The sequence below is a fragment of the Leucobacter muris genome (assembly GCF_004028235.1).
GTDB classification, from domain to species: domain Bacteria; phylum Actinomycetota; class Actinomycetes; order Actinomycetales; family Microbacteriaceae; genus Leucobacter; species Leucobacter muris.
The window spans coordinates 2083944-2105014 of record NZ_CP035037.1; the positions used below are offsets into that span (position 1 = coordinate 2083944).

At 72.3% G+C, this 21071-nt stretch carries 14 protein-coding genes; 6 read left to right on the forward strand and 8 right to left on the reverse strand.

Annotation, left to right across the window (positions count from 1 at the left end):
- The first annotated feature begins 48 nt into the window (after window positions 1-48).
- Together Leucomu_RS09790 and Leucomu_RS09795 are read left to right on the forward strand one after the other, a co-directional pair.
- The gene (locus Leucomu_RS09790; protein ID WP_128387100.1) at window positions 49-1230 is read left to right on the forward strand and encodes a winged helix DNA-binding domain-containing protein; all 1182 of its coding nucleotides are present in this window, start codon (window positions 49-51) and stop codon (window positions 1228-1230) included.
- Between the two features lie 71 nt (window positions 1231-1301).
- Window positions 1302-3086, forward strand: coding sequence for a cation:proton antiporter (locus Leucomu_RS09795; protein WP_128387101.1), 1785 nt, complete (start codon window positions 1302-1304; stop codon window positions 3084-3086).
- A 64-nt stretch (window positions 3087-3150) separates the two neighbouring features.
- Here the strand turns inward: Leucomu_RS09795 and Leucomu_RS09800 are convergent, their stop codons facing one another.
- Window positions 3151-3636 carry an Lrp/AsnC family transcriptional regulator gene (locus Leucomu_RS09800; RefSeq protein WP_017883227.1) on the reverse strand — a complete coding sequence of 162 codons (486 nt, stop codon included), beginning with the start codon at window positions 3634-3636 and terminating at the stop codon, window positions 3151-3153.
- Between the two features lie 182 nt (window positions 3637-3818).
- On the opposite strand from Leucomu_RS09800, the gene ald reads away from it, so the two are divergent.
- Complete coding sequence (ald, locus tag Leucomu_RS09805; RefSeq protein WP_128387102.1) at window positions 3819-4946, forward strand: alanine dehydrogenase; 1128 nt, start codon at window positions 3819-3821, stop codon at window positions 4944-4946.
- 88 nt (window positions 4947-5034) lie between these two features.
- On the opposite strand, the gene Leucomu_RS09810 is transcribed toward ald, so the two are convergent.
- From Leucomu_RS09810 to Leucomu_RS09830, 5 genes are all read right to left on the reverse strand, one after another.
- A complete protein-coding gene (locus tag Leucomu_RS09810; protein ID WP_128387103.1) occupies window positions 5035-6357 on the reverse strand; it encodes an alkylhydroperoxidase domain protein in 1323 nt (440 codons plus the stop codon).
- A 176-nt stretch (window positions 6358-6533) separates the two neighbouring features.
- Window positions 6534-8423 (reverse strand): dipeptide ABC transporter ATP-binding protein, encoded by a 1890-nt coding sequence (locus tag Leucomu_RS15710; RefSeq protein WP_128387104.1) that lies wholly within the window; start codon window positions 8421-8423, stop codon window positions 6534-6536.
- Complete coding sequence (locus tag Leucomu_RS09820; RefSeq protein ID WP_407656643.1) at window positions 8420-9178, reverse strand: ABC transporter permease; 759 nt, start codon at window positions 9176-9178, stop codon at window positions 8420-8422. Before Leucomu_RS09820 ends, Leucomu_RS15710 begins: the two co-directional genes overlap by 4 nt.
- Window positions 9179-9291: 113 nt before the next feature.
- The gene (locus Leucomu_RS09825) at window positions 9292-10404 is read right to left on the reverse strand and encodes an ABC transporter permease (RefSeq protein ID WP_128387106.1); all 1113 of its coding nucleotides are present in this window, start codon (window positions 10402-10404) and stop codon (window positions 9292-9294) included.
- A complete protein-coding gene (locus Leucomu_RS09830; protein ID WP_128387107.1) occupies window positions 10401-12035 on the reverse strand; it encodes a TIGR04028 family ABC transporter substrate-binding protein in 1635 nt (544 codons plus the stop codon). The genes Leucomu_RS09825 and Leucomu_RS09830 overlap by 4 nt, the downstream gene beginning before the upstream one ends.
- 228 nt (window positions 12036-12263) lie before the next feature.
- On the opposite strand from Leucomu_RS09830, the gene Leucomu_RS09835 reads away from it, so the two are divergent.
- The 3 genes from Leucomu_RS09835 to Leucomu_RS09845 all read left to right on the forward strand — a co-directional run bounded on the left by Leucomu_RS09835 (window position 12264) and on the right by Leucomu_RS09845 (window position 15682).
- On the forward strand, window positions 12264-14357 hold the full coding sequence (locus Leucomu_RS09835; RefSeq protein WP_128387108.1) for an FAD/NAD(P)-binding protein: 2094 nt from the start codon (window positions 12264-12266) through the stop codon (window positions 14355-14357).
- Complete coding sequence (locus Leucomu_RS09840; protein ID WP_128387109.1) at window positions 14350-15045, forward strand: SDR family oxidoreductase; 696 nt, start codon at window positions 14350-14352, stop codon at window positions 15043-15045. The genes Leucomu_RS09835 and Leucomu_RS09840 overlap by 8 nt, the downstream gene beginning before the upstream one ends.
- A 166-nt stretch (window positions 15046-15211) precedes the next feature.
- On the forward strand, window positions 15212-15682 hold the full coding sequence (locus tag Leucomu_RS09845) for a hypothetical protein (protein WP_128387110.1): 471 nt from the start codon (window positions 15212-15214) through the stop codon (window positions 15680-15682).
- A gap of 238 nt (window positions 15683-15920) precedes the next feature.
- Here Leucomu_RS09845 and Leucomu_RS09850 read toward each other — a convergent pair whose 3' ends face one another.
- Window positions 15921-17267 carry a pyridoxal phosphate-dependent aminotransferase gene (locus tag Leucomu_RS09850; RefSeq protein WP_128387111.1) on the reverse strand — a complete coding sequence of 449 codons (1347 nt, stop codon included), beginning with the start codon at window positions 17265-17267 and terminating at the stop codon, window positions 15921-15923.
- Window positions 17268-17276: 9 nt separating this feature from the next.
- Window positions 17277-21041 carry a TM0106 family RecB-like putative nuclease gene (locus Leucomu_RS09855; protein ID WP_128387112.1) on the reverse strand — a complete coding sequence of 1255 codons (3765 nt, stop codon included), beginning with the start codon at window positions 21039-21041 and terminating at the stop codon, window positions 17277-17279.
- Window positions 21042-21071 lie beyond the last annotated feature (30 nt).

The window sequence follows — 21071 nt, forward strand, 5'->3', positions numbered from 1 at the left end:
GGTATCGGTGTCGGTGTCGGTGTCGGTGGCCCGGTTTACACTGACCGCATGACCGAAACGATCAGCACCGGGCAGCTGCTCGGCCTGCGCATGCGCGCGCTGGGGCTCGCCGGCGAGGCGCTCTCGCCGCCGGGCCGGGCGGCGGGAGCGCAGCGCATCGCGGCGGTCGCACGGCGCATGCTCGCCGTGCAGGGGCAGGACTGGCGCTCCTCGCGCTGGGCGCTCGGGCTCCGCGCGCCGGGCACGGGGCTCGCCGACGTACACGCGGCGTTCGACGAGGGCCTCATCGTGCGCTCGTGGCCGATGCGCGGCACCATCCACGTCGTCGCGGCCCAAGACATCGGCTGGATGCAGCGGGCGACGAACCACCGCGTGCTCTCCGGCGCGCCCAAACGGCGCGAGTATCTGGGCATGAGCGACGCGGTGCTCGACCGGCTCGTCGAGGTGTCGATGGAGGCGCTCACCGGGCTCGCGGCGGAAGGAAGCGGGCTCGACCGCGACTCCCTCGCTGCGACCTGGACCGAGGCGGGCATCGAGTGGCAGGGCAACTGGCGGTACCACCTGATCTGGTGGCTGTGCCAGAACGGCCTCGCCGTGTTCGGGCCCGCGCGCGGCGGCGAGCCGCTGCTCGTGCGCGCCGACGAGTGGATCCGCGATCCCCGCTCCCTCGAGGGCGACGAGGCGCTCGCCGAACTCGCGGCTCGGTACGCCGAGGCGCGCGGGCCGATCCGAGAACGCGATCTGGCCTGGTGGACGGGACTGACGGTGCGCGAGGCCCGGCAGGCGATCGCGCTCGCCTCCGAGAGCGGTCGCCTCGCGCCGCTGCGCCTCGACGGGGCTGCGGGTGCCGCGGGCGCGCTCTGGGCGCACCCGCGGCTGCTCACCACGTCGTCGGTCGACTCGGCGAGCGATCCGTGGCTGATGCTGCCCGCGTTCGACGAGCACCTGCTCGGCTACACCGATCGTGAGGCGCAGCTCGACCCCGCCCACTTCGAACGCATCGTGCCGGGCCGCAACGGCATGTTCCTCGCGACGGTGGTCGCCGACGGCAGGATTGTTGGCACCTGGAGGCGCGGCACGCGCAAGCCCGAGGGCCTGGAACTGTCGGCGCTTCCCGGCGAGCGCATCGACGTCGACGCGCTCGCCCCTGCCGCCACGCGCTGGAGCGCCTTCCACGGGCAGCAGGCGCCCGCCCTCGCCCTCACCGACCCCGCGGTCGGCCGACGGTGATCCGGCCTCCCACGCCGCCGGGCCCCGCACGTCGATCCGAAGCCGCGCCCCGGCCGTGAGAACCTAGAACCATGGAATTCGGCCTCCTCTCCGTGATCGCGGTGATCCTGCTCGTCGGGGCGTCGATCGTCGGCAGCAAGATCCGCGTGGCGGCTCCCCTGCTGCTCGTCGTGGTCGGCATCGGCATCGGCTATCTGCCGTTCGTGCCGCTCATCGACATCGACCCCGAGATCATCCTGGTGGTCGTGCTGCCGCCACTGCTCTACTCGGCCGCGGTCAACGTGCCGATCGTCGATTTCCGACGCAACTTCCGGCCCGTCATCGGCCTGTCGGTGCTGCTCGTCATCATCTCGGCGGTGGCCGTCGGCTTCCTCGTGCACTGGATCGTGCCCGACATCCCGCTCGCCGCTGCCATCGCGCTCGGCGCGGTCATCAGCCCCACCGACGCGGTCGCGGCGACCTCCATCGGCAAACGGCTCGGCATGCCCGAGCGCGTCGTCTCCATCCTCGAGGGCGAGAGCCTCGTCAACGACGCCACCTCGCTCGTGCTCTTGAAGACCGCCACCGCGGCCGTGGCGGGCAGCTTCGCGCTCTCCTCGGCCACGGGATCGTTCTTCCTCTCCGTCTCGGTCGCGATCGCCGTCGGCCTGCTCTTCGGCGTGATCACGGTGTGGATCCGGTCGAAGCTCACCAGCCCCGTGCACGACACGATCATCTCGTTCATCGTGCCCTTCGTCGCCTTCATCCCCGCCGAAGAGCTGCACGCCTCCGGCGTGCTGGCCGTCGTGGTGACGGGGCTCTACACCGGCCACCACGCCTCGCAGCGCTTCAGCGCCTCCGCGCGCACCAACGAGCGGCTCAACTGGCGCACCGTGCAGTTCCTGCTCGAGAACGGCGTGTTCCTCATCATGGGGCTGCAGCTGCACTCGCTGGTGGCGCAGGTCGGCGAGAGCGAGTTGCGACTGCAGCACATCGGCCTGCTCTCGCTCGGGCTCGTCGCACTGCTCATCCTCTGCCGCTCGGCCTTCATGGTGCCGCTCATCGCCGGCATGCAGCGCGTGACGCGGCGCTACGAGCGCCGCAACGCGGGGTACGCGCACCTCAACGAGCGGGTGCAGAGCTCGGGCATCGCCGACAGGGACGACGGCCGCTTCAGAGACCGGCTGCGCAAGCTCGACATCCGAACCCGGCGTTCGGCGGCCGACCTCGAGCACGAGCGCGAGCAGCAGCTCGGCTGGCGCGATGGCGTCGTGCTGTCGTGGAGCGGCATGCGCGGCGTGGTCACCCTCGCTGCGGCCCAGTCGATCCCCACCACCGTTCCCTACCGCCCGCAGCTCGTGCTCGCCGCCTTCGCGGTCGCCGTGATCACCCTGCTGCTGCACGGCCTCACGCTGCCCGCCTTCATCCGCAAGCTCTGGCCCGACGGCGCCGGTACCGGGCAGGAGAAGGCCGAGATCGTCTCGCTCTCCAGAGACCTCTACGAGGCCGCCGACGAGGCCATCGACGAGGCCATCGAGGAGCGCGAGAGGGAGCTCGAGAAGGAGGCACCGCAGCCGCCGAAGGATGCGCGGCAGCAGGAGCAGACCGACATCGCGGTGCAGCGCGCCCGCGCGAGCGCTCGCAGCGCCCTGCTCCCCCTGGCAGCCGCGGCCGCGCCCACCCTCCCCATCGAGGTGCAGGGCGCCGAGCATCCGGCGCAGACGTATCAGAGGCTCGCCCGAGTCGCCCTCGAGGCCCAGCGGGAGGCGCTGCTCGAGGAGCGGGCGATCGGGCGCTACAGCTCCCAGGCCATCCACGCGGCCGAGCTCGCGCTCGACGCCTACGAGACCCGGCTGCTGCCTCCGACCGCGCACTGACGCGCAGACCGGTCAGGGCAGCGGTTCGGCCGGTCCGGCCGATCAGCGGGCTCGGCCCGCGGACTCAGGCCTGCACGGGGTTCTGGTGATGGCTGAAGACGATGCTCGTGCGGGTGGACGACACCGCGGGGTGCGCCGAGAGGTGCTCCATGACGAAGTCGCGCACGTGATCCGAATCGCGCGCGGCGAGATGGATGATGAAGTCTTCGACGCCGCCCAGGAAGAAGAGCTGCATCACCTCGGGCAGCGAGCGCAGCTCATCGCTCAGCTCGGCGATCCGCTGCCGCGCGCCCGATCGCACGGTGACGCTCACGAGCACCTGCAGCCCGAGCCCCATGGCGCGCGGGTCGACCGAGGCCGTGAAACCCGTGATGATGCCGCGCGAGACCAGGCTGCGCACGCGGGCGATGCACGTCGACGCGGCGACGCCCACCCGTTCCGCCAGTTCGGCGTTCGTGATGCGGCCGTTCGTCTGCAGTTCCTCCACGATCTTGCGGTCGACCTGATCCAGGCTCGCCTCGGGGCGCAGATTCTTCGAATCCTCAGTCATCACAGCTCCGTTTTCGCTCTATTACTCTCCACTTTAGCGACTATTTCCGAAGAGAATTCATGTTTCTTTTACGGAAAGCGAATATACTGCACAATCGGAGACATCCCATGCCGTGATCACGCACGCGAACGATCAACAGGCATACGGACCTACATCGCATTCCGAACACTCTGGAGCAGATCATGCACGTCGGTATCCCCACCGAAATCAAGAACAACGAGAACCGCGTCGCCATCACGCAGGCCGGCGTCTACGAGCTGGCCCGCCGCGGCCACGAGGTGCTGGTGCAGGCCGGCGCCGGCCTCGGTTCGGCGATCACCGACGAAGAGTACGCCGCCGCCGGCGCCAAGATCGTCGAGAGCGCGGATCAGGTCTGGGCCGACTCCGACATGATCCTCAAGGTCAAGGAGCCCATCGCCTCCGAGTACGACAAGCTGCGCAAGGGTCAGGTGCTCTTCACCTACCTGCACCTCGCCGCCGAGAAGGCTCTCACCGAGGCCGTGCTCGCATCGGGCACCACCGCGATCGCCTACGAGACCGTGCAGCTGCCGAACCGCGGCCTGCCGCTCCTCGCGCCCATGTCCGAGGTCGCCGGGCGCCTCTCGGTGCAGGTCGGCGCCTACTCGCTCATGAAGGCCAACGGCGGCCGCGGCATCCTCCTCGGCGGCGTGACCGCGACCCGTCGCGGCAAGGTCGTCGTGATCGGCGGCGGCGCGGCCGGCGAGCAGGCGGCCCGCATCGCCTACGGCATGGGCGCCGAGGTCACCGTGATCGACATCGCGATCCCCCGCCTGAAGCAGCTCGAGGACGAGTTCAACGGTCGCATCCAGACTCGCACCTCGAACGCGCACAACATCACCGAGGCGCTCAAGGACGCCGACCTCGTCATCGGCTCCGTGCTGATCCCGGGCGAGAAGGCTCCGAAGCTCGTCACCGACGAGATGGTCGCGCAGATGAAGCAGGGCTCGGTGCTCGTCGACATCGCCATCGATCAGGGCGGCTGCTTCGAGAACTCGAAGCCCACCACCCACGACAACCCCACGTTCGAGGTGCACAACTCGATCTACTACTGCGTCGCGAACATGCCCGGCGCGGTGCCCGAGACCTCGACCGCGGCGCTCACCAACGCGACGCTCCCCTACGTGGTCGCGATCGCCGACAAGGGCTGGGTCAAGGCGCTGAACGACGACGCGTCGCTCGCGAAGGGCCTCAACGCGCACGAGGGCGTCCTCACCAACCACGGCGTCTCGCTGGCGTTCCCCGAGCTCGCCTCGGCGTCGCTCGAGGAGACCCTCGCCGCCCAGGCGTAAGCCCGGTCGACGCTCCTGCACAGTGGGCCCCGCTTCTTCGGAAGCGGGGCCCGCTGGCGTCTGCGGGGAGGATGCGCCCCGTCGGGGCTCAGAGCGTGGGCTCTCCGATCGAGAGCATCAGACGGTTGGCCCAGTTGAAGAACGCGCCCGCCTGGATGACGTCGAGCAGCGAGAGCTCGTCGAGGCCGGCCTCCCGCAGCGCGGCGATCTCGGCGGCGCCGAAGCGCGACGGCGTCGCGGTCAGCGCCACGGTGGCGTCGATGATCGCGTCGAGCCGGGGCGACAGGCGGGCCGAGACCCCCTCGTCGAGCAGGCGCTGCACGTCGTCGCGGTCGGCTCCGTTCTCGCTCGCGAAGCGCGCGTGCACGGAGGCGCAGAAGACGCAGCCGTTGTAGCGCGACGCGGCGGCCGCGGCGACCTCGCGCTCTGCACGGGGCAGCCCGGCATCGGTGTTCGTGAAGATGTCGAGGTCGGTGAGCGTGCGCTCGCGCAGGGCCTCGGGATCGCGCGCGAGCAGCCTGAAGTAGGGCATGTGCACACGGTCGCGCTGCACGAGCGCCTCGTAGTGGCGCTCGGTGAACTCAGCGACGGGCAGCGGTTGCAGCCACGGCTTCCAGCCGAGCACCTGCTGCGTGAATCGCGGCGGTTCCTCGACGCTGGGGGCCTGCGGCAGTCGTTCGGAGGCGCCGGGGGCCGCGGGGGTGGAAGCTCCGTCGGCGCGCTCGCCGGCAGCGCGGGCCACGTCAGCGGCGAGCTCAGGCAGGGACGCCGCCCCCTCACCCGTGCTCAGTTCGCCGAGTCCCTGCACGACCCGCAGCTGGAATGTGAGGAACGAGATCAGTTGCGAGAGCGTGACGACGCCGGTGGTGCTCCAGCCCGCGTCGAGCAGGTGCTGCAGGGGCTCGCGAGCGGCGTCGCGGGGATGCAGCACGAGCAGATGGGCGTGCTCGAGCGCGGCCGAGAGCCGATCGCCGAGGGCGTAGGCGGCCTCGACCGACGACACGCTGTAGACGGGGCCGACGGTGCTCTCGGGTGCGTTCTCGGCTCGGAACGCGCCGTAGGGTCCCGATCCCGCGGCGCGCTCCGCCTCGGCCACGATCAACGGTTCGAGGGCTTCGCCGGCGCCGGCGCCGAGGCCCTTGCCGGTCTCGCGCAGCAGCGCCCCGTAGAACTCGACCGCGGGGGCCTGTCGGTGCAGGCGCGCGACGAACAGGGCGACCGCGGCGCGTTCGGCCAGCGCGACGTGCGAGGTGTCGTCGGGCAGGAACAGCGCTTCGAAGCTGCCCTGGGCGTGCGTGCGTGCCTCCGGTCGCCGCGCGCGGGCCGCGTCGAGGGCGTCGCCCGGGGCGATACCCGCCAGCGCGTCGATGATGTCGGTGGTCGCGGGTACGGTCGAGGTATTCGATGGCATGAGGGTTCCGTTCGAGAGGAGATGGGATGGACGATCGAACTCGCGCAGCGCCGGTGCGGGATCCCCCGGCGGGTCGCAGCGGCGAGCCGAGTGGCGAAGCGGTGCGCCGACCTGGGATCGTCGGCGCGGGCGTTCTCGGGGGCCGCGTCAGCGGGAGCCTCCGCTGACGCCCTCCCTCAGATCACCCAGTGGCCCGAGGCGAGCGAGGCGCCCGGGATCGCATCGATGAGCCGCTGCGTGTACGGGTGCTGGGCGTTGCTGAAGACCTCCTCGGTGTCGCCGTGCTCGACTTGACGGCCGCGCTGCAGCACCGAGACGGTGTCGCAGATCTGCCGCACCACCGCGAGGTCGTGCGAGATGAACACGTAGGTGAGACCGAGCTCGGTCTGCAACCGCGCGAGCAGCCGCAGGATCTGCGCCTGCACGGTCACGTCGAGCGCCGACACCGCTTCGTCGAGCACGACGAGCTCGGGCTCCACGATGAGCGCTCGCGCGATCGCGACGCGCTGCCGCTGTCCACCCGAGAGCTCGCGCGGCTGCCGATGAGCGAAGTCGGCGGGCAGCGCGACGAGTTCGAGCGCGTGAGCGACCCGGTCGGCCTGTTCGCCCCGGGATCCGATGTGGAAGTTGCGCAGGGGCTCCGCGAGGGTCTGCCCGATCGAGAGTCGCGGGTCGAGGGAGCCGTAGGGATTCTGGTAGACGAGTTGGGTGGTGCGGCGGAACTCGCGCAGGGCGCGACCGCGCAGCGCGGTGACCTCGAGCGGGTCGCCCGCTGCTGAGGCGATGGTGCCGACGGCAGCGGCGTCCGGTGCGGCGTCCGTGCCGTCGGCGCCATCGGCGCCGTGCACGGCGGCAGCGCCACCCCCGACGGAGTCCCGCGCGGAAGCAGCGCCACCGGCGCTCCGTACGACAGTAGCGCCACCGGCTCCGGCGTCGATGCGGATGCTGCCCGCCGTCGGCTTGGCGAAGCCCGCGATCGCGCGGCCGGTGGTGGTCTTGCCCGACCCCGACTCCCCCACGAGCGCGTGCGTGGTGCCGCGCGCGACGGTGAACGAGACGTCGTCGACGGCCACGAAGGCATTGGCGCCGTGCCCGAACTCCTGCCGCAGCCCGCGCACCTCGAGCAGCGGACCGGGGGCGGCGGACGAGGGCTCTGCGGTCAAATCAACCTGCGCCCCGCCTGAAGCCTGGGCTCCGAGCGGAGCCTGCGCACCGAGCGGGCGCTCCGAGACCGCGATGCTCTCGCGTTCGACGACGCGTCCGAACGAGGGTGCGTCGTGCATGAGCCGCTTCGTGTATTCCGACTCGGGCTGCGCGAGCACGCGGTCGCTGGGCCCCGACTCCTGCACCTCGCCCCCGCGCATCACGACGACGCTGTCGGCGCGATCCGCGGCCACCGCCAGGTCGTGCGTGATGAACAGCACACCCGTGCCGGTGTCGCGCCGCAGCGTGTCGAGCAGGTCGAGCACGGTGCGCTGCACGGTGACGTCGAGCGCCGAGGTGGGCTCGTCGGCGATGATCAGCTCGGGGTTGTTCGCGATGGCGGCGGCGATCAGCACGCGCTGCCGCATGCCGCCCGAGAACTCGTGCGGGTACTGCCCGGCGCGGCGCACCGGGTCGTCGATGCCGACCTGGTCGAGCAGCGCGAGCACGCGGTCGCGCGCCTCCTCGCGGCTCGGCCTGCCGTGGATGCGCAGCGACTCGCTGATCGAGCGCCCCACGGTCTTCACCGGGTTGAGCGAGTTGCCGGGATCCTGCGGAATCAGCCCGACGCAGCGGCCGCGCAGGTCCTGCCACCGCCGTTCGGAGAGGCCGACGAGCTCGGTCGTTCCGAGGCGGCGCTCGTTGAGCTGGATCGAGCCGCGCGAGATGCTGCCGTTCGAGGCGAGCAGGCCGATCACCGACTGGGCGACGGTGGTCTTGCCCGACCCCGACTCGCCGACCACCGCCGTGACCTTGCCGGCCTCGACGTCGAAGCTCACGCCGCGCACCGCGTCGACGTGGCCGCGGCGGGTGCGGTACTGCACCGCGAGATCGCGGATGCTGAGCAGCGGCTGCTCGCTCATACTCGTCCTCCTGAGCTGATGGCCTGGCTGAGGCGGTTGGTGGCGACCACGATGAGCACCACGACGAGGCCGGGCAGCGTCGTCAGCCACCAGGCGGTGGCGACGTAGTTGCGCCCCTCGGCGATGAGCAGCCCCCACTCGGGGGTGGGGGGCGGCGCGCCGTAGCCGAGGAAGCCGAGGGTGGAGATCTGCAGGATCGCGGATCCCAGCTGCAGAGCGGCGAGGGCGATCACGGGCGTGAGCGAGTTCGGCAGCACGTGCCGGCGCAGCACGCCGAGGAAGGTGCCGCCGGATCCGTATGCGGCCTCGACGAACTCGCTCGCCCGCACGCTCATCACCTGCGAGCGCGACAGTCTCGCGAATACCGCGACCGATGTCACGCCGACCGCGATCGCCGCGTTCGCGGTGCCGAAGCCGAGCAGGATCACGATGCTGAGCGAGAGCAGCAGGGTGGGGATGGCGAGCAGCACCTCGACGAGGCGCATGAGCACGTCGTCGATCCAGCCGCCGACCGCGCCCGCGGACACTCCGATGAGGGAGCCGAACACGAGCCCGACGAGCACGGCCAGCAGCGCGGCCGAGATCGACTCGGAGGCGCCGTACACGACGCGCGAGAACAGGTCGCGCCCGGTGGCGTCGGTGCCGAACCAGTGCTGCGCGCTCGGCGCCTGCAGCGCGGGCGCCACGGTCTCGGTGGGGCTCTGCGAGGTGAAGATGCCGGGGGCGACCGCCCACGCGAGGGCGACGAGCAGCACGAGGAGCGGCAGGATCAGGCCGGGCCGCAGCAGGGACCTTCAGGATCCGGCGGCGCGCGCGGCGCGGGGGGATCCGCCTGCGGGGCCGAGCCCGGTGGCGGTTTCGACGGCGGTCATCGCTGGGCTCCGGAGGGTCGGTGACGGTCGGGGGTCGACCGGGCAGGGGGCACGGCGCCCGGATCGGGATCGGCGGGCGCGGGCGCCTCGCCGGGTGCGGACACTTCGCCGGCTGCCGGATCGGCGGCGGGCGCCGGATCGGGCGCTCCCGCCGCGCCGCCCGGCCGCGCACCGCCCCGCGCCTGGCGCAGACGCGGATCGAGCACGGGATAGAGCAGGTCGACGATCAGGTTGATCGTCACGTAGACCACCGTGGCGATCACCACGACCGCGAGCAGCACGGGGGTGTCTCGGTGGGCGACGGCCTGCACGGTGAGGCTGCCGATGCCGGTGCGGCCGAAGACGGCCTCCGTGATGATCGCGCCGCCGACCAGTTCGCCGAAGAGCAGGCCCGCCATCGTGAGCACCGGGAGCAGTGCGTTGGGGGCGACGTTGCGCCACAGCAGCCAGCTGGTGCTGGCACCCCTCGCCTTCACCACCGAGACGAAGGGCTGCTCGCGCACCTCGTCGATGCTGCGCAGGAAGACCTGCGCGAGCGGCGCCGCGATCGGGATCGTGAGCGTGAGGGCGGGCAGGATCAGGGCTTGCGCCTCGCTCGCCCCGATGACCGGGATGAGCCCCAGCTGGAACGAGAAGACCTGGATCAGCACGATGCCGATCCAGAACACCGGCACCGATACGAAGAGCGGCGGCAGGTTGCGGAAGAGGCGGCGCAGCCACTCTCCCTTGCCGTAGGCGGCGGTGAACGCGATCACCACGGCGAGGAAGACGGCACCCGCGAGGGCGAGTGCTGCAAGCGTGAGCGTGGACGGCAGCGCCTCGGCGAGCAGGTCGGAGACGGCCGCGCCGCTCTGCACCGAGTATCCGAGGTCGCCGCTGAGGAACGCGCCGATCGACTCGAAGTAGCGCACGACGAGCGGCCGATCGACGCCGTAGGAGGCCCGGATCTGCTCGAGCTGCTCCGGGGTGAGGCCCAGGTCGGGGTTGCCGAACCGGGCCATCACCGCGTCGCCGGGCAGCGCCGCGAGCAGCACATAGGCGCCCGTGTAGGCCAGCCAGAGCACGAGCACGGCCTGGCCTACACGTCGCAGCACTGCGCCTCGGGTCATCGCTGCAGTGTCACTTCGTAGAACGACGGGCGGCCGATCGACTCGGTCTTGAAGCCCTCGACCTGCGAGCGCAGACCGAACACCTGCGGCTCCTCGAAGAGCGGCAGCACGTAGGCCTGGTCGGCGAGGTGCTGCTGCGCGGCGGCCGAGGCCTGCTGGCGCTCCTCGGTGGTCGGCACCGACGCGATCTGCGCGAGCAGGGCGTCGAGCTCGGCGTCGTGCAGCTCGTTCGTGGCGGGGTCGAGGTTGAGCAGCGCGTTGCGGTTCGCGGAGTGGAACTGCGACTTGATCACGTCGAAGTCGGCGCGGCCGACCATGGAGTGGTAGACCTGGATCGTGTCGAGTTCGAGGCGCGCGGCGTCCTGCGCGGCCTGATCCCCGGCGAACAGCTCGACACCGACGCCGATCTCGCCCAGCTGCTCCTGGATCAGGGTCACGACCTCCTTGGAACGCGGCTGCGGCAGCGCCTCGTTGAAGGTGAGCACGAGCTTCTCGCCGTCCTTCTCGCGGATCCCGTCGCTGCCGGGAGCCCAACCCGCCTCGTCGAGCAGCTGCTCGGCGCGGTCGGGGTCGTAGACGTAGTTCTGCGAGGTGTCGGTGTAGCCGAGCGCCGTCTTCGCCAGGATGCCCGTCGCGAGCGGGTAGCTCTCGCTGAAGAGCGTGTCGACGATCTCCTCGCGGTCGATGCCCGCGATGAGGGCCTGCCGCACCCGGATGTCCTGCAGCAGGGGGTGCGCGAAGCGGAAGCTGAGGCTGTTGTTCACGCCGTTCGTGGAGGCCGCGATCAGTTCCAGGCCGTCCGCGGCGAACTGCGCTTCGTCGGGTGCGGGGATGGTGCGCGCGACATCGGCCTGACCCGAGGTGACGGTGCCCACGCGCACGCTCGCCTCGCCGGCGACGATGAAGTCGACGCCGTCGATCTGCGGGGCGCCCTGGTGCTCGAGCGACGGGGGCGCCCAGTCGTAGTCCTCGCGCGCGGCGAGCGAGAGCTCGGTGCCGATCTTCTCGTCGTCGATCACGAACGGGCCGCTGCCGACGATCTCGGCCGCGTTGCCCGGGCCGAACTCCTCGTTGGTGCGGTCGAGGGTCGCGTTCGAGAGCAGCCCGGAGTTGATGGTCGAGACGGCCTGCGCGAAGCCGGGCGACGGCGCGGTGAAGAAGAACTTGACGGTGCGCTCGTCGACGGCCTCGCCGCGGTCGTAGTTGTTGATCGCCTCTGAGACGGAGAGCGCGCGGTCGCTGTCGCCCTTGCCGAAGAGGTCGAAGTTCTTCACGACGTTCTCGGCGTCGAGCGGGGTGCCGTCGGAGTAGGTGACGCCCTCGCGCAGCGTGAAGGTGTACTCGGTGGCGTCGGCGTTGACCTGTGGCAGCTCCTCGGCGATCCACGGCTCGAGCTCGAGCGTCTCGGGGTTCTGGTAGAGCACCCGATCGGTGATCTGGTTGAGCACGCCGCCGTTCGGGTAGAAGCCGCCGGCCGGCGGGTAGAGGGTGTTCCAGGTCTGCGGTTCGAGGTAGGTGAGGGTGCCGCCGCCGTCAGCGCCGCCGTCGTTGCCCCCGCTCGAGGAGCAGCCGGTCATCGCGATCGCGACGGCAGCCAGGGCTCCGATCCAGGCGATACGACGTTTCTTCATGGGGATACTCCTCGTGGTGGTCGGGGCGGGGATCGTGATGGGATCCGCGATCTCGGTGTCGTGGGCAGACTTCTGCACCGAAAGCTATTGTTATGGCTCGCATAACGGAAAGGAAATCTGATCTGTAACAGAACTACACACGCGGCGGGGGCCGCCGCCACCGGCCGGAGCCGTCACATTCGGTCATCTGCCGCGGACTTTCCAGGGGAAGAGGCCTATAACGGAAGCATGCCCTCTGCGAACCGAGCCGCCATCGCGATCGTCGGAGCAGGCCCCCGCGGGGCCTCGCTCATCGAGCGCATCGGTGCGAACCTGAGCGACGACGCGCCGCCGCTCGACGTGCACGTCATCGATCCCGCTCCCTCCGGAGCGGGGCGCATCTGGCGCACGGATCAGGATCGCGAGCTCTGCATGAACACGCTCTCGCACGCCGTGACGCTGTTCACCGAGCCGGGCAGCACCGTGGCCGGGCCCGTGATCCCCGGCCCCACGCTCTACGAGTGGAGCGTGCTCGTTCTCCACGGCGCGTTCCCGTCGCCGCGCACCGCCGAGATCGCGGCCGGCATCCCGCCCGCCCACATCGCCGCGTTCGAGGCGTTCACCACCCGCGACGGCCTCGCCGCCGACTACCGCGACGAGCTCGAGCGCACCCTGCCGGAGTCGCACCCCAGCCGCGCCCTCTACGGCGAGTACCTGACGTGGTGCTACGAGCGCGCGGTCGCGTCGCTCCCACCGCGGGCACGGGTGACCCGCCACCGCACGGCCGCCGTCGGAATCGATCGTCGAGGTTCGCGCGAGCGCGTCGAGCTCGCCGATGCCGGCTCCGACGGAGAGCGGTGGGTCGAGGCCGACGCAGTGATCCTCGCCACCGGCTGGATGCCGCGCTCCGAGACCTCGTCCGAGCGCGCCCTCGCGCACGAGCTCGAGCGGCGCCCCGGCCTCGTGTGGGTGCGGCCCGCGAGCCCCGTCGAGCAGGATCTCTCGCGCATCCAGCCCGGATCCCCCGCCATCGTGCGGGGACTCGGCATGGGGTTCTTCGACACGATGGCGCTGCTCACGATCGGGCGGGGCGGCAGGTTCGTGGAGGATCCGGATGCGAGCCACGGCCTGCGCTACGAGCCATCCGGCCGCGAGCCCGTGCTGCACGCTACCTCGCGCCGGGGGGTGCCCTTCCGCGCCAAGTCGCTCTACCACTCGCTGCCGCCGAGCCCCGAGCAGCGCCTGCTGCTCGGCGTCGACTGGGCCTCCGAACCGCGCCCCATCGACTTCGACCGCGCGCTCTGGCCGCGCATCGTCGCCGACGCGTTCATCGACCACGCCGAGACCCTGCACCGCGTGCGGCCCGAGGCGATCACCGCCTCGCCGCAGCAGGTGCGGCGGGCCGTGATCGAAGCGCTCGACGAGCTGCTGCGCACCGCGATCCCGAGCCCCGCCCCCGGAGGCGACGACCTCGACCGAGCGCCGGCACGGATCGCGCAGGCCGTCGCCCCGTTCATCCCCGACCCCGCCGACCGCTTCGACCTGCTCGGCGAGATGCACCCCGCCGACCGCGACTTCGCCTCGCCGCAGGCCTTCGACGCCTTCGTGCGCGAGCGCACCGCGAGCGACCTGCGCGAGGCCGAGCTCGGACGCGACAGCGCCGTCAAGGCCGGCCTCTGGTCGATCAGCGCGGCCCGCGCCGCCGCGGCGAAGATCGGCACCCTCGGCGGCTTCGACGCCGAGTCGCGCGGCTCGGGCTACGCGCTGCTGACATCGCTCGGAGGCATGGTCGGGTCCGGCCCGCCCGCCTTCCGCAACCGCCAACTGCTCGCGCTCGCCGACGCCGGCCTCGTGCACTTCATCGGCCCGCACGCCCCCGTGCACCTGGGCGAGCACGCGTTCGTGGCGGAGTCGCCGCGGGTCGCGAGGTCGCGGATCACCGCTCCCGCGCTGCTCGACGCCTGGATGCACTTCCACCGCCTCGGCGAGACGACCGACCCGCTCGCCCGAGCCCTCCTCGACACCGGTCGCGCGCGCCCCTTCGAGGTCGCCGCGCGCGACGGCGCCCCCCTCACGACCGGTTCCTTCGACATCGACTTCGCCACCGGCCGGCTCGTCACGCGCGACGGCCTGGACCCCACCGTGCACGTCGCCGGCATCCCCGTCGACGAGCAGTTGCACGGCACCATCATCAGCCCCATGCCGGGCACCGATCCGCCCATGCTGCGAGAGACCGACCGCGTCGCCCGCAGCGCGATCGAGACCGCGCTGGCGAACGCGCGCTCCGCGTGCGCCCCCGGCACCGACCCGCAGCCCGAACTCGAAGGAGCCCTCAATGTCTGACCCCCGCCCCGTCGCCCTCATCACCGGCGCATCGAGCGGCATGGGGCGCGAGATCGCCCGCGAACTCGCCCGCACCCACCGCATCATCGCCGTCGGGCGCGACGCGCAGCGCCTCGACGCCGTCGCGCGCGAGACCGACGCCGAGGCCTGGCGGCTCGACGTGACCGACGAGGCGGCCCTCGCCGAGCGGATCGCGGGCCTCGACCGGCTCGACGTGCTCGTCAACGCCGCGGCCGTCTCGCAGCAGCGCTCGGTCGCCGACGCGAGCGCCGACGAGTGGGCCGAGCAGCTCGCCGTCAATGTGACCGCACCCGCCCTGATCACGCGGCACTCGCTCCCGCTGCTGCGCGCCTCCCGCGGAACGGTGATCTTCATCGGTTCGGGGGCCGGCACGCGCCCCGTACCCGGCAGCGCGATCTACACCGCGTCGAAGCACGCCCTGCGGGCCGTCGCCGACGTGCTGCGGATCGACGAGGAGCCCCACCGCGTGCGGGTGGCGACCGTCGCCCCCGGCCAGACCGACACCGCCATGCTGCGCAGCATGATCCCCTCCGACTCGTACGAGCCCGGCCGCTACATCACCCCGGCCTCCGTGGCGGGTGCGGTGCGCTTCGTCGTCGACGCGCCCGACGACGTGCAGATCACCGACATCGCGGTGCGCCCGCGGCAGGAGATCGCCCGCATCTAGGGGGTGGCCTATGCCGCGGCCTGGCCGACAGCATCGCAGCGGCAGGCAGCAGATGGGATCGATGATCTCAGACGCAGCGGCGGCAATGGCCGAGCCGCTTGCCGAGGGCGCCCGCGACCGAGCGCACGGTCAGCTCGACGCGGAGCGCGGGCGTAGGCTGGTGGTCATGGATCTGAAGTTCACCTTCAACGGCGGCACGCAGGCGTCCGAGCACTCGCACGATGCGGGCACCGGGGCGGCACCAGGCATCCCGCTCCCCTTCTCGACCGTTCCGGCGGCGACGAGCAGCGTGCTCGAGCTGCACGCCCGCCTCAGCGGCGGCGCGGTCGTCGCCGAGGCGCTGTCCGGAGACGGCGTGAGCTACGCGAGCGCCGAGGTCGAGCGCGCAGCGGAGCCGGGTGACGCCGCTGCGCTGGGCAAGGCCGTGCGGTCGGCGCTCGCGCGCGCCGTGGCCGGGCTCGAGGGCCCGCTCTCGGAGGCGGTCACGTCGCTGGTGCTGGATCTGGGCGGCGCCGAGGCCGAAGCGCTGCGGTCGATCGGCATCGCGGTCGACGAGACCGCGGATCCGCGTGCCGTCGTCGACGACGCCCTGCAGCGCCGCATCGGCGTCGCCGCGGGCACACCGATCGCGTTCTGACGAACCGCCCCGCTATCGAGCGGGCCGCGCTGAGCCGCCCCCTATCGAGCCGGCCTATTCGTGTCGAGCCGGCCTATTGCTCGCGTGATTCCCGGGCCGACTCGACACGAATAGGCCGACTCGGCGCGTGCGAACCGGCCGGCTCGGCAAGGGCACGCCGACTCAGCGCGGGCACGCCGACTCAGCGCGGGCACGCCGACTCAGCGCGGGCACGCCGACTCAGCGCGGGCACGCCGGCTCAGCGCTGGAAGCGGATGATCCGCTCGAGCGCCTCGGCCACGGCGGCCTCGCCGGCTGCGTAGGAGAGGCGCACGGCGCGGCCCCCCGCAACCGGGTCGAAGTCGACTCCGGGCACCACCGCGACGTCGGCGCCCTCGAGCAGTGCTCGAGCGTACGCGACCGAGTCGGGGAAGCGTTCGAGCTGCGGGCCGAGTTCGGAGTAGTAGTAGAAGGCTCCGTCGGAGGGGGCGGCGATCCCCCAGTCGAGCTGCGGCTCGGCTTCGAGGATGAGTGCGCGCGCACGGGCGAAGCCTTTGACGACGGCGTCGCGCTGCGCGTAGCTCTCGTCGGTGAACGCCGAGAGGGCGAGCTCCTGAGCCGGCGCGGGCGGTGAGAGCGCGAAGTTCGAGGCGAGCGCTTCGAAGGGGGCCACGAGGGAGGTCGGCAGCAGCGCCCATCCGAGTCGCCAGCCGGTCATGCCCCAGTACTTCGAGAACGAGTTGATCACGATCGCCTCGGTGTCGAGTTCGCGCACCGACACCCCGCGGGGGTCTGGCTCGCCCGGTTCGGGGAACGTGATGCCGTGGTAGATCTCGTCGCTGATGAGCCGTGCACGGTTGATATGGCACCACTCGACGAGCGCCTCGAGCTCCGGGCGGCCGAGCATCGTGCCGGTGGGGTTGGCGGGTGAGGCGATGACGATCCCGGCGAGGGGGCCGTGCGCGCGCACCGCCGCGTCGAGGAGCGCGGGGGTCGGCTGGTAGCGGGTTTCGGGGCCGGTGGGGATCTCGACGACCTGCACGCCGAGCGCCGCGAGGATGTTGCGGTAGGCCGGATACCCCGGGCTGGCGAGCGCAACCCGGTCGCCGGGGTCGAAGGCCGCGAGGAAGACGAGCTGGAACGCGCCTGAGGAGCCGGTGGTCACCGCTACCGTGCCCGGATCGACCTCCACGCCGTACCAGGAGCGGTAGTGCCCGGCGATCGCCTCGCGCAGGGGCCCGGTGCCGAGGGGGCCCGTGTAGCCCGCGGGCTTGAGCGTGCCGGGCGCCGGGCGTGCACCCGGCTCCCCCGCGCAGAGCGAGACGACGTCGCGGCCGGCGGCGCGGCGGCGCGCGATCTCGTCGGTGATGCGCATCACCTCGAATGCGGGAATGCCCGAGCGGGCCGACGCCCGCAGGCCCGGATCGTCGGCAGTCCGCGTCGGAGCGGCCGGGCTCCCCTGCCCGTCGAGGGTCGTCGGGACCGCCGCCTCGGGGCCGGCCGACGCGCCCGGCCCGAGCGAGCCGGCGCCGCCGCTCGCGGGCGCCGCCGGCGGCGGGAGCCTGCGTGACGGCGGGGTCTTGAAGGGGCCTGCGGGTTTCACCATGCCTCCAAACTAGCGCGCCTCGTCGGGCCGCGGGGCGGCTTCGCGGGACGGCGACGGAATCGCCCGCTCGATGAGCCGCAGGTACCCCGAGAGCGCCGCGAGACCCTCGGCCGTACCGGGCAGCCCGTCGCCGAGGCGATCGGAGGAGACGAGGTGCGCCGCCCACTGGGCGCGGCTGATGGCGACGTTGAGCCGGTTGCGCATGAGCAGGAACTCGAGGCCGCGAGGCACGTCTTCGGGGCTCGAGGCCGCGAGTGTGACGACGGCGATCGCGGCCTCCTGCCCCTGGAACCTGTCGACGGTGCCGACGCGCACGCGGCCGAAGCCGGCCTGCGCGAGCGCCTCGGCGACGCACTCGACCTGCGCGTTGTAGGCGGCGACGACGATGAGGTCATGCTCGGTGAGCCGTCTGGGAGCGCCGAGCCGATCGCTCATCCGGGCCGCGCCGCCTACGCCGCCGCCCTCGCCCTCGCCCGGCTGCGCGGACTGGGCGATGGACCCGGCGAGCGACTCGCGCACGATCCGCACCACCTCCGCGGCCTCCTCGGGCGAGCTGGTGGAGTTGCCGCTGTGCCCGACGGCGTGCCAGACGAGGCCCGCGGGCCCGGCCCCGCGCACCTCGCGCCGCGCGGCGCTCGGGTGGGCGTGCAGCCGCCCCTCGTAGGCGAGTTCGGAGACGACGTCGGCGAGTTCGGGCCGCATGCGTCTCGTCTGCGAGAGGAAGTATCCGAGCTCGTCGGGTACGGTCTCGAAGTCGCCGAGCAGCCACCCGAGCGCCGAGGTGTCGACCGGCTCGGGGTGGTCGCCCTGCGACACCTGCGGCAGCTGCTGGGGGTCTCCGAGCAGCAGCAGGCGCTCGGCGGCGACCGAGGCGGCGATGGTGGGGGCGAGCGAGAACTGGCCGGCCTCGTCGATCACGAGCAGATCGAGCGATTTGCGGTCGAATCTGGCGGGGTTGCTGAAGTCCCAGGCCGTGCCGCCGATGACGCACCCCCGCCCGAGGTCGCGGTGCCCCGCGACGAAGCGCGCGTGGCCGTTGCGGGGCAGCACCGTGTAAGCGGGGGCGGACTCGCCCTCGCCGAGCGCGCCGCCCTGGGGCACCTTGCCGACCTGCCCAGCGGGGAGCCCCGCCGCGACGGCGCCCTCGAGCACGTTCTCGACCACGCGGTGCGACTGGGCGACCACGCCGATGCGCCAGCCGTGCTGCTCGACGAGCCGTCGGATCACTCGCGCGGCGAGGTAGGTCTTGCCGGTGCCGGGCGGCCCCTGCACCGCGAGGTAGCTGCGGTCGAGACGCAGCAGGCTGCGCACGACCGCGCCGATGGTGTCGGCGTCGCCGTCGGCCCCCTCGATGCGCTCGGGCCGCGTGAGCGCGCCGTCGCCCGCGAGTCTGGGCGGCACCCTGCGGATGAGGTCGACGACCGGGTCGGGCGGAAACCCGCCCGCGTCGAGCGCTTCGGCGAGCCGGGCGCCCCACTGCTCGATGGCGCCCTTCTGCGCGCCCGCCGGAGGCGGCGGCCCGGGCACGAGGGCGATCGGCAGCCCCGTGTAGGGCTCGGCGTCTCCGAGCGGCTCCTCGATCACGGCGCCGTCGTCGAGTCGCTCGACGATTCGCACCCGGCGCACGCCTCGGGCTCCGGGCGCGGCGCCCCGCTGCGGGAAGGGCGCAGGATGCTCGTAGAGCGCGTAGGCCTCGCCGCCCTCCTTCGGCGTGCTGCCGGGCGCGACCGCGCCCCGCAGCCGCAGGCGACGCCGCGGCACCCGCGCGCGCTGCGGCATGAACCAGTCGGAGTCGACCACGCTGAGCGCTTCGTCGACGATCATGACGTCTCGTGCGTCGGCCCAGTCTTCGACGGGGTCGAGGAGCCTCGCGAAGTGCGCCCACCAGAACGACTTCTGCTCGCGCTGGTGGTAGTCGATCGCGCTGGCGGCGAGCGCCGCGGCGGCGCGGTCCCGCGGCGCGGCCGAGTCGGCGTGCATCGTCAGCGCTCGTGCGACGGGGCTGAGCTCGATCGCGGGCCCGGTGTCTTCGACCGCCTCGCCGGATGGCAAGGGCGCGACGCCCCGATCGGCGGAGAGCCCGAGCAGCCAGTCGCGCAGCCGCAGCGTGGAGACGCAGTCGTATCGGTTGTAGTCGGCGATGGCCTCGAGGCGCCGCCTCCCCTCGGCCCGCTCGCTCTCGTCGGCCGCGGCGAGCTGCGCACTCGCCTCGGCGTACTCGGTGACGGACTGGGCCCCGCTCGTCACCCCGCCCTCATCGCGCAGTTCGTCGCCCATGTAGAGCGGTTCGAGCTTCTTGATCGAGTAGGAGCGCGAGCCGACCCGCAGAGCTCGACGCACGATCGGGTAGAGGTCGACGAGCACGTGCTCGCGCAGCAGCTGATCGACCTGCGCCTCGCCCACGCCGTGCCTCGCGGCGATGCTGAGCAGATGGGTCCGCTCGTAGGGCGCGTAGTGGTAGATGTGCATGCGCGGATACCGAGCCCGCCGCTCTGCGACGAGTTCGAGGAAATCGAGCAGGGCGCGCTTCTCGGCTTCGAGGTCGTAAGCCCAGAGCGGTGTGAAACGCTCGTCGGCGTCGACCATGCCGAAGAGGTAGTCGAGCCCCCACCGGGCCGTCTCGTGCGGCCCCGGCTCGCGATACATGGGGTCGCCCTCGAAGTCGAAGAAGAGGTCTCCCGGGTCGGGCTGCGGCAGCGCGGCGAGCGCGGCGGGGTCGATGACGCGGTAGGGGGGCGCGGCGGCGGCGCTCGCCTCGATCTGCAGGGCGGCCTGCGACGCGAGCCGCTCGAGCACGGCGCTCGGCAGCCCCTCGACGGCGACGGCCGGGGCGCCGGGAGCCGGGAGCAGCGCCGCTACCTGCTCGATCGTGCGGCACCCGGCCGAGAGCAGCGCGTCGCGCTGCGCCCGCCGGATCCCCGCGATGAGCAGCGGATCGCGCGCGCGCACCGCTTCGGGCTCGCAGACCTCGCAGCGGCCGCACGCCGCGATCCCGTCGTCGGCCCACGAGATCGGGGGCGCGCTCTCCCGGCGCCCGTCGGGGCCCTCTGCGGTGACGCGCTCCCGCAGCAGACGGTGCAGCCGCTGCCGGCGCGCGCGGAACACCGGGGCGATGTCGGCGATGCGGTGCCGCGAGCGGGCGCCGTCTCCGAGGATCAGCACGGCCTCGGGAGCGACCGGCACGCCGATGCGCTCGAGCTGCTCGGCGTAGGCCGCGAGCTGCATGAGCGCGGTCGCCTTCGCCCGCCGCGCGAGCTTCGTGTCCTGCACCTCGTAGGAGCCGTCGGGCTCGAGGCGCAGGAAGTCCGCGAAGCCGACGAAGCCGATCTCGGGGTCGTCGGGGGCCCCGTCTCGGCCGCACCGGTCGCCCTGCGCCCCCTCCCCGACGGCGGTCGTCGGCTCGAAGAAGGTGGCCTGGAACACCACCTCTGCCCGCCCGAGCAGCGCCTCGCGCGTCTGCTCGGCGACCCGGCGCAGCGCGGTCTCGCTCATCGACTCCGGGCGGGGGATCTCGACCACTCCGCCCGGCGCGCCGACGACCCCGCCGCCCAGACGGTCGCGATAGCCGTCGAGCATGCGCTCCTCGTGGGCGTCGCCGAGTCGCGCCGCCCGGGCCAGCATCGGATCGTCGGCGGGCGGCACCTCGACATCGCGCCCGAGCTTGGCGTCGACGCGTCGCAGGAACGCGAACTCGCACGTGCTCGCCGCGGTCAGGTCGCTCGCGCTCGTCACGACGCGCTGCCCGAGACCATCGGCCCGATCCTGCAAGAACATGGGCGCTCCTTCCGATGCCTACGACGCTAT

Excerpts from the sequence above, each read along its gene's own strand:
- Leucomu_RS09790 (WP_128387100.1), top strand. The coding sequence starts at position 49 with ATGACCGAAACGATCAGCACCGGGCAGCTGCTCGGCCTGCGCATGCGC.
- Leucomu_RS09795 (WP_128387101.1), top strand. The coding sequence starts at position 1,302 with ATGGAATTCGGCCTCCTCTCCGTGATCGCGGTGATCCTGCTCGTCGGG.
- Leucomu_RS09800 (WP_017883227.1), bottom strand. The coding sequence starts at position 3,636 with ATGACTGAGGATTCGAAGAATCTGCGCCCCGAGGCGAGCCTGGATCAG.
- ald (WP_128387102.1), top strand. The coding sequence starts at position 3,819 with ATGCACGTCGGTATCCCCACCGAAATCAAGAACAACGAGAACCGCGTC.
- Leucomu_RS09810 (WP_128387103.1), bottom strand. The coding sequence starts at position 6,357 with ATGCCATCGAATACCTCGACCGTACCCGCGACCACCGACATCATCGAC.
- Leucomu_RS15710 (WP_128387104.1), bottom strand. The coding sequence starts at position 8,423 with ATGAGCGAGCAGCCGCTGCTCAGCATCCGCGATCTCGCGGTGCAGTAC.
- Leucomu_RS09825 (WP_128387106.1), bottom strand. The coding sequence starts at position 10,404 with ATGACCCGAGGCGCAGTGCTGCGACGTGTAGGCCAGGCCGTGCTCGTG.
- Leucomu_RS09830 (WP_128387107.1), bottom strand. The coding sequence starts at position 12,035 with ATGAAGAAACGTCGTATCGCCTGGATCGGAGCCCTGGCTGCCGTCGCG.
- Leucomu_RS09835 (WP_128387108.1), top strand. The coding sequence starts at position 12,264 with ATGCCCTCTGCGAACCGAGCCGCCATCGCGATCGTCGGAGCAGGCCCC.
- Leucomu_RS09840 (WP_128387109.1), top strand. The coding sequence starts at position 14,350 with ATGTCTGACCCCCGCCCCGTCGCCCTCATCACCGGCGCATCGAGCGGC.
- Leucomu_RS09845 (WP_128387110.1), top strand. The coding sequence starts at position 15,212 with ATGGATCTGAAGTTCACCTTCAACGGCGGCACGCAGGCGTCCGAGCAC.
- Leucomu_RS09850 (WP_128387111.1), bottom strand. The coding sequence starts at position 17,267 with ATGGTGAAACCCGCAGGCCCCTTCAAGACCCCGCCGTCACGCAGGCTC.
- Leucomu_RS09855 (WP_128387112.1), bottom strand. The coding sequence starts at position 21,041 with ATGTTCTTGCAGGATCGGGCCGATGGTCTCGGGCAGCGCGTCGTGACG.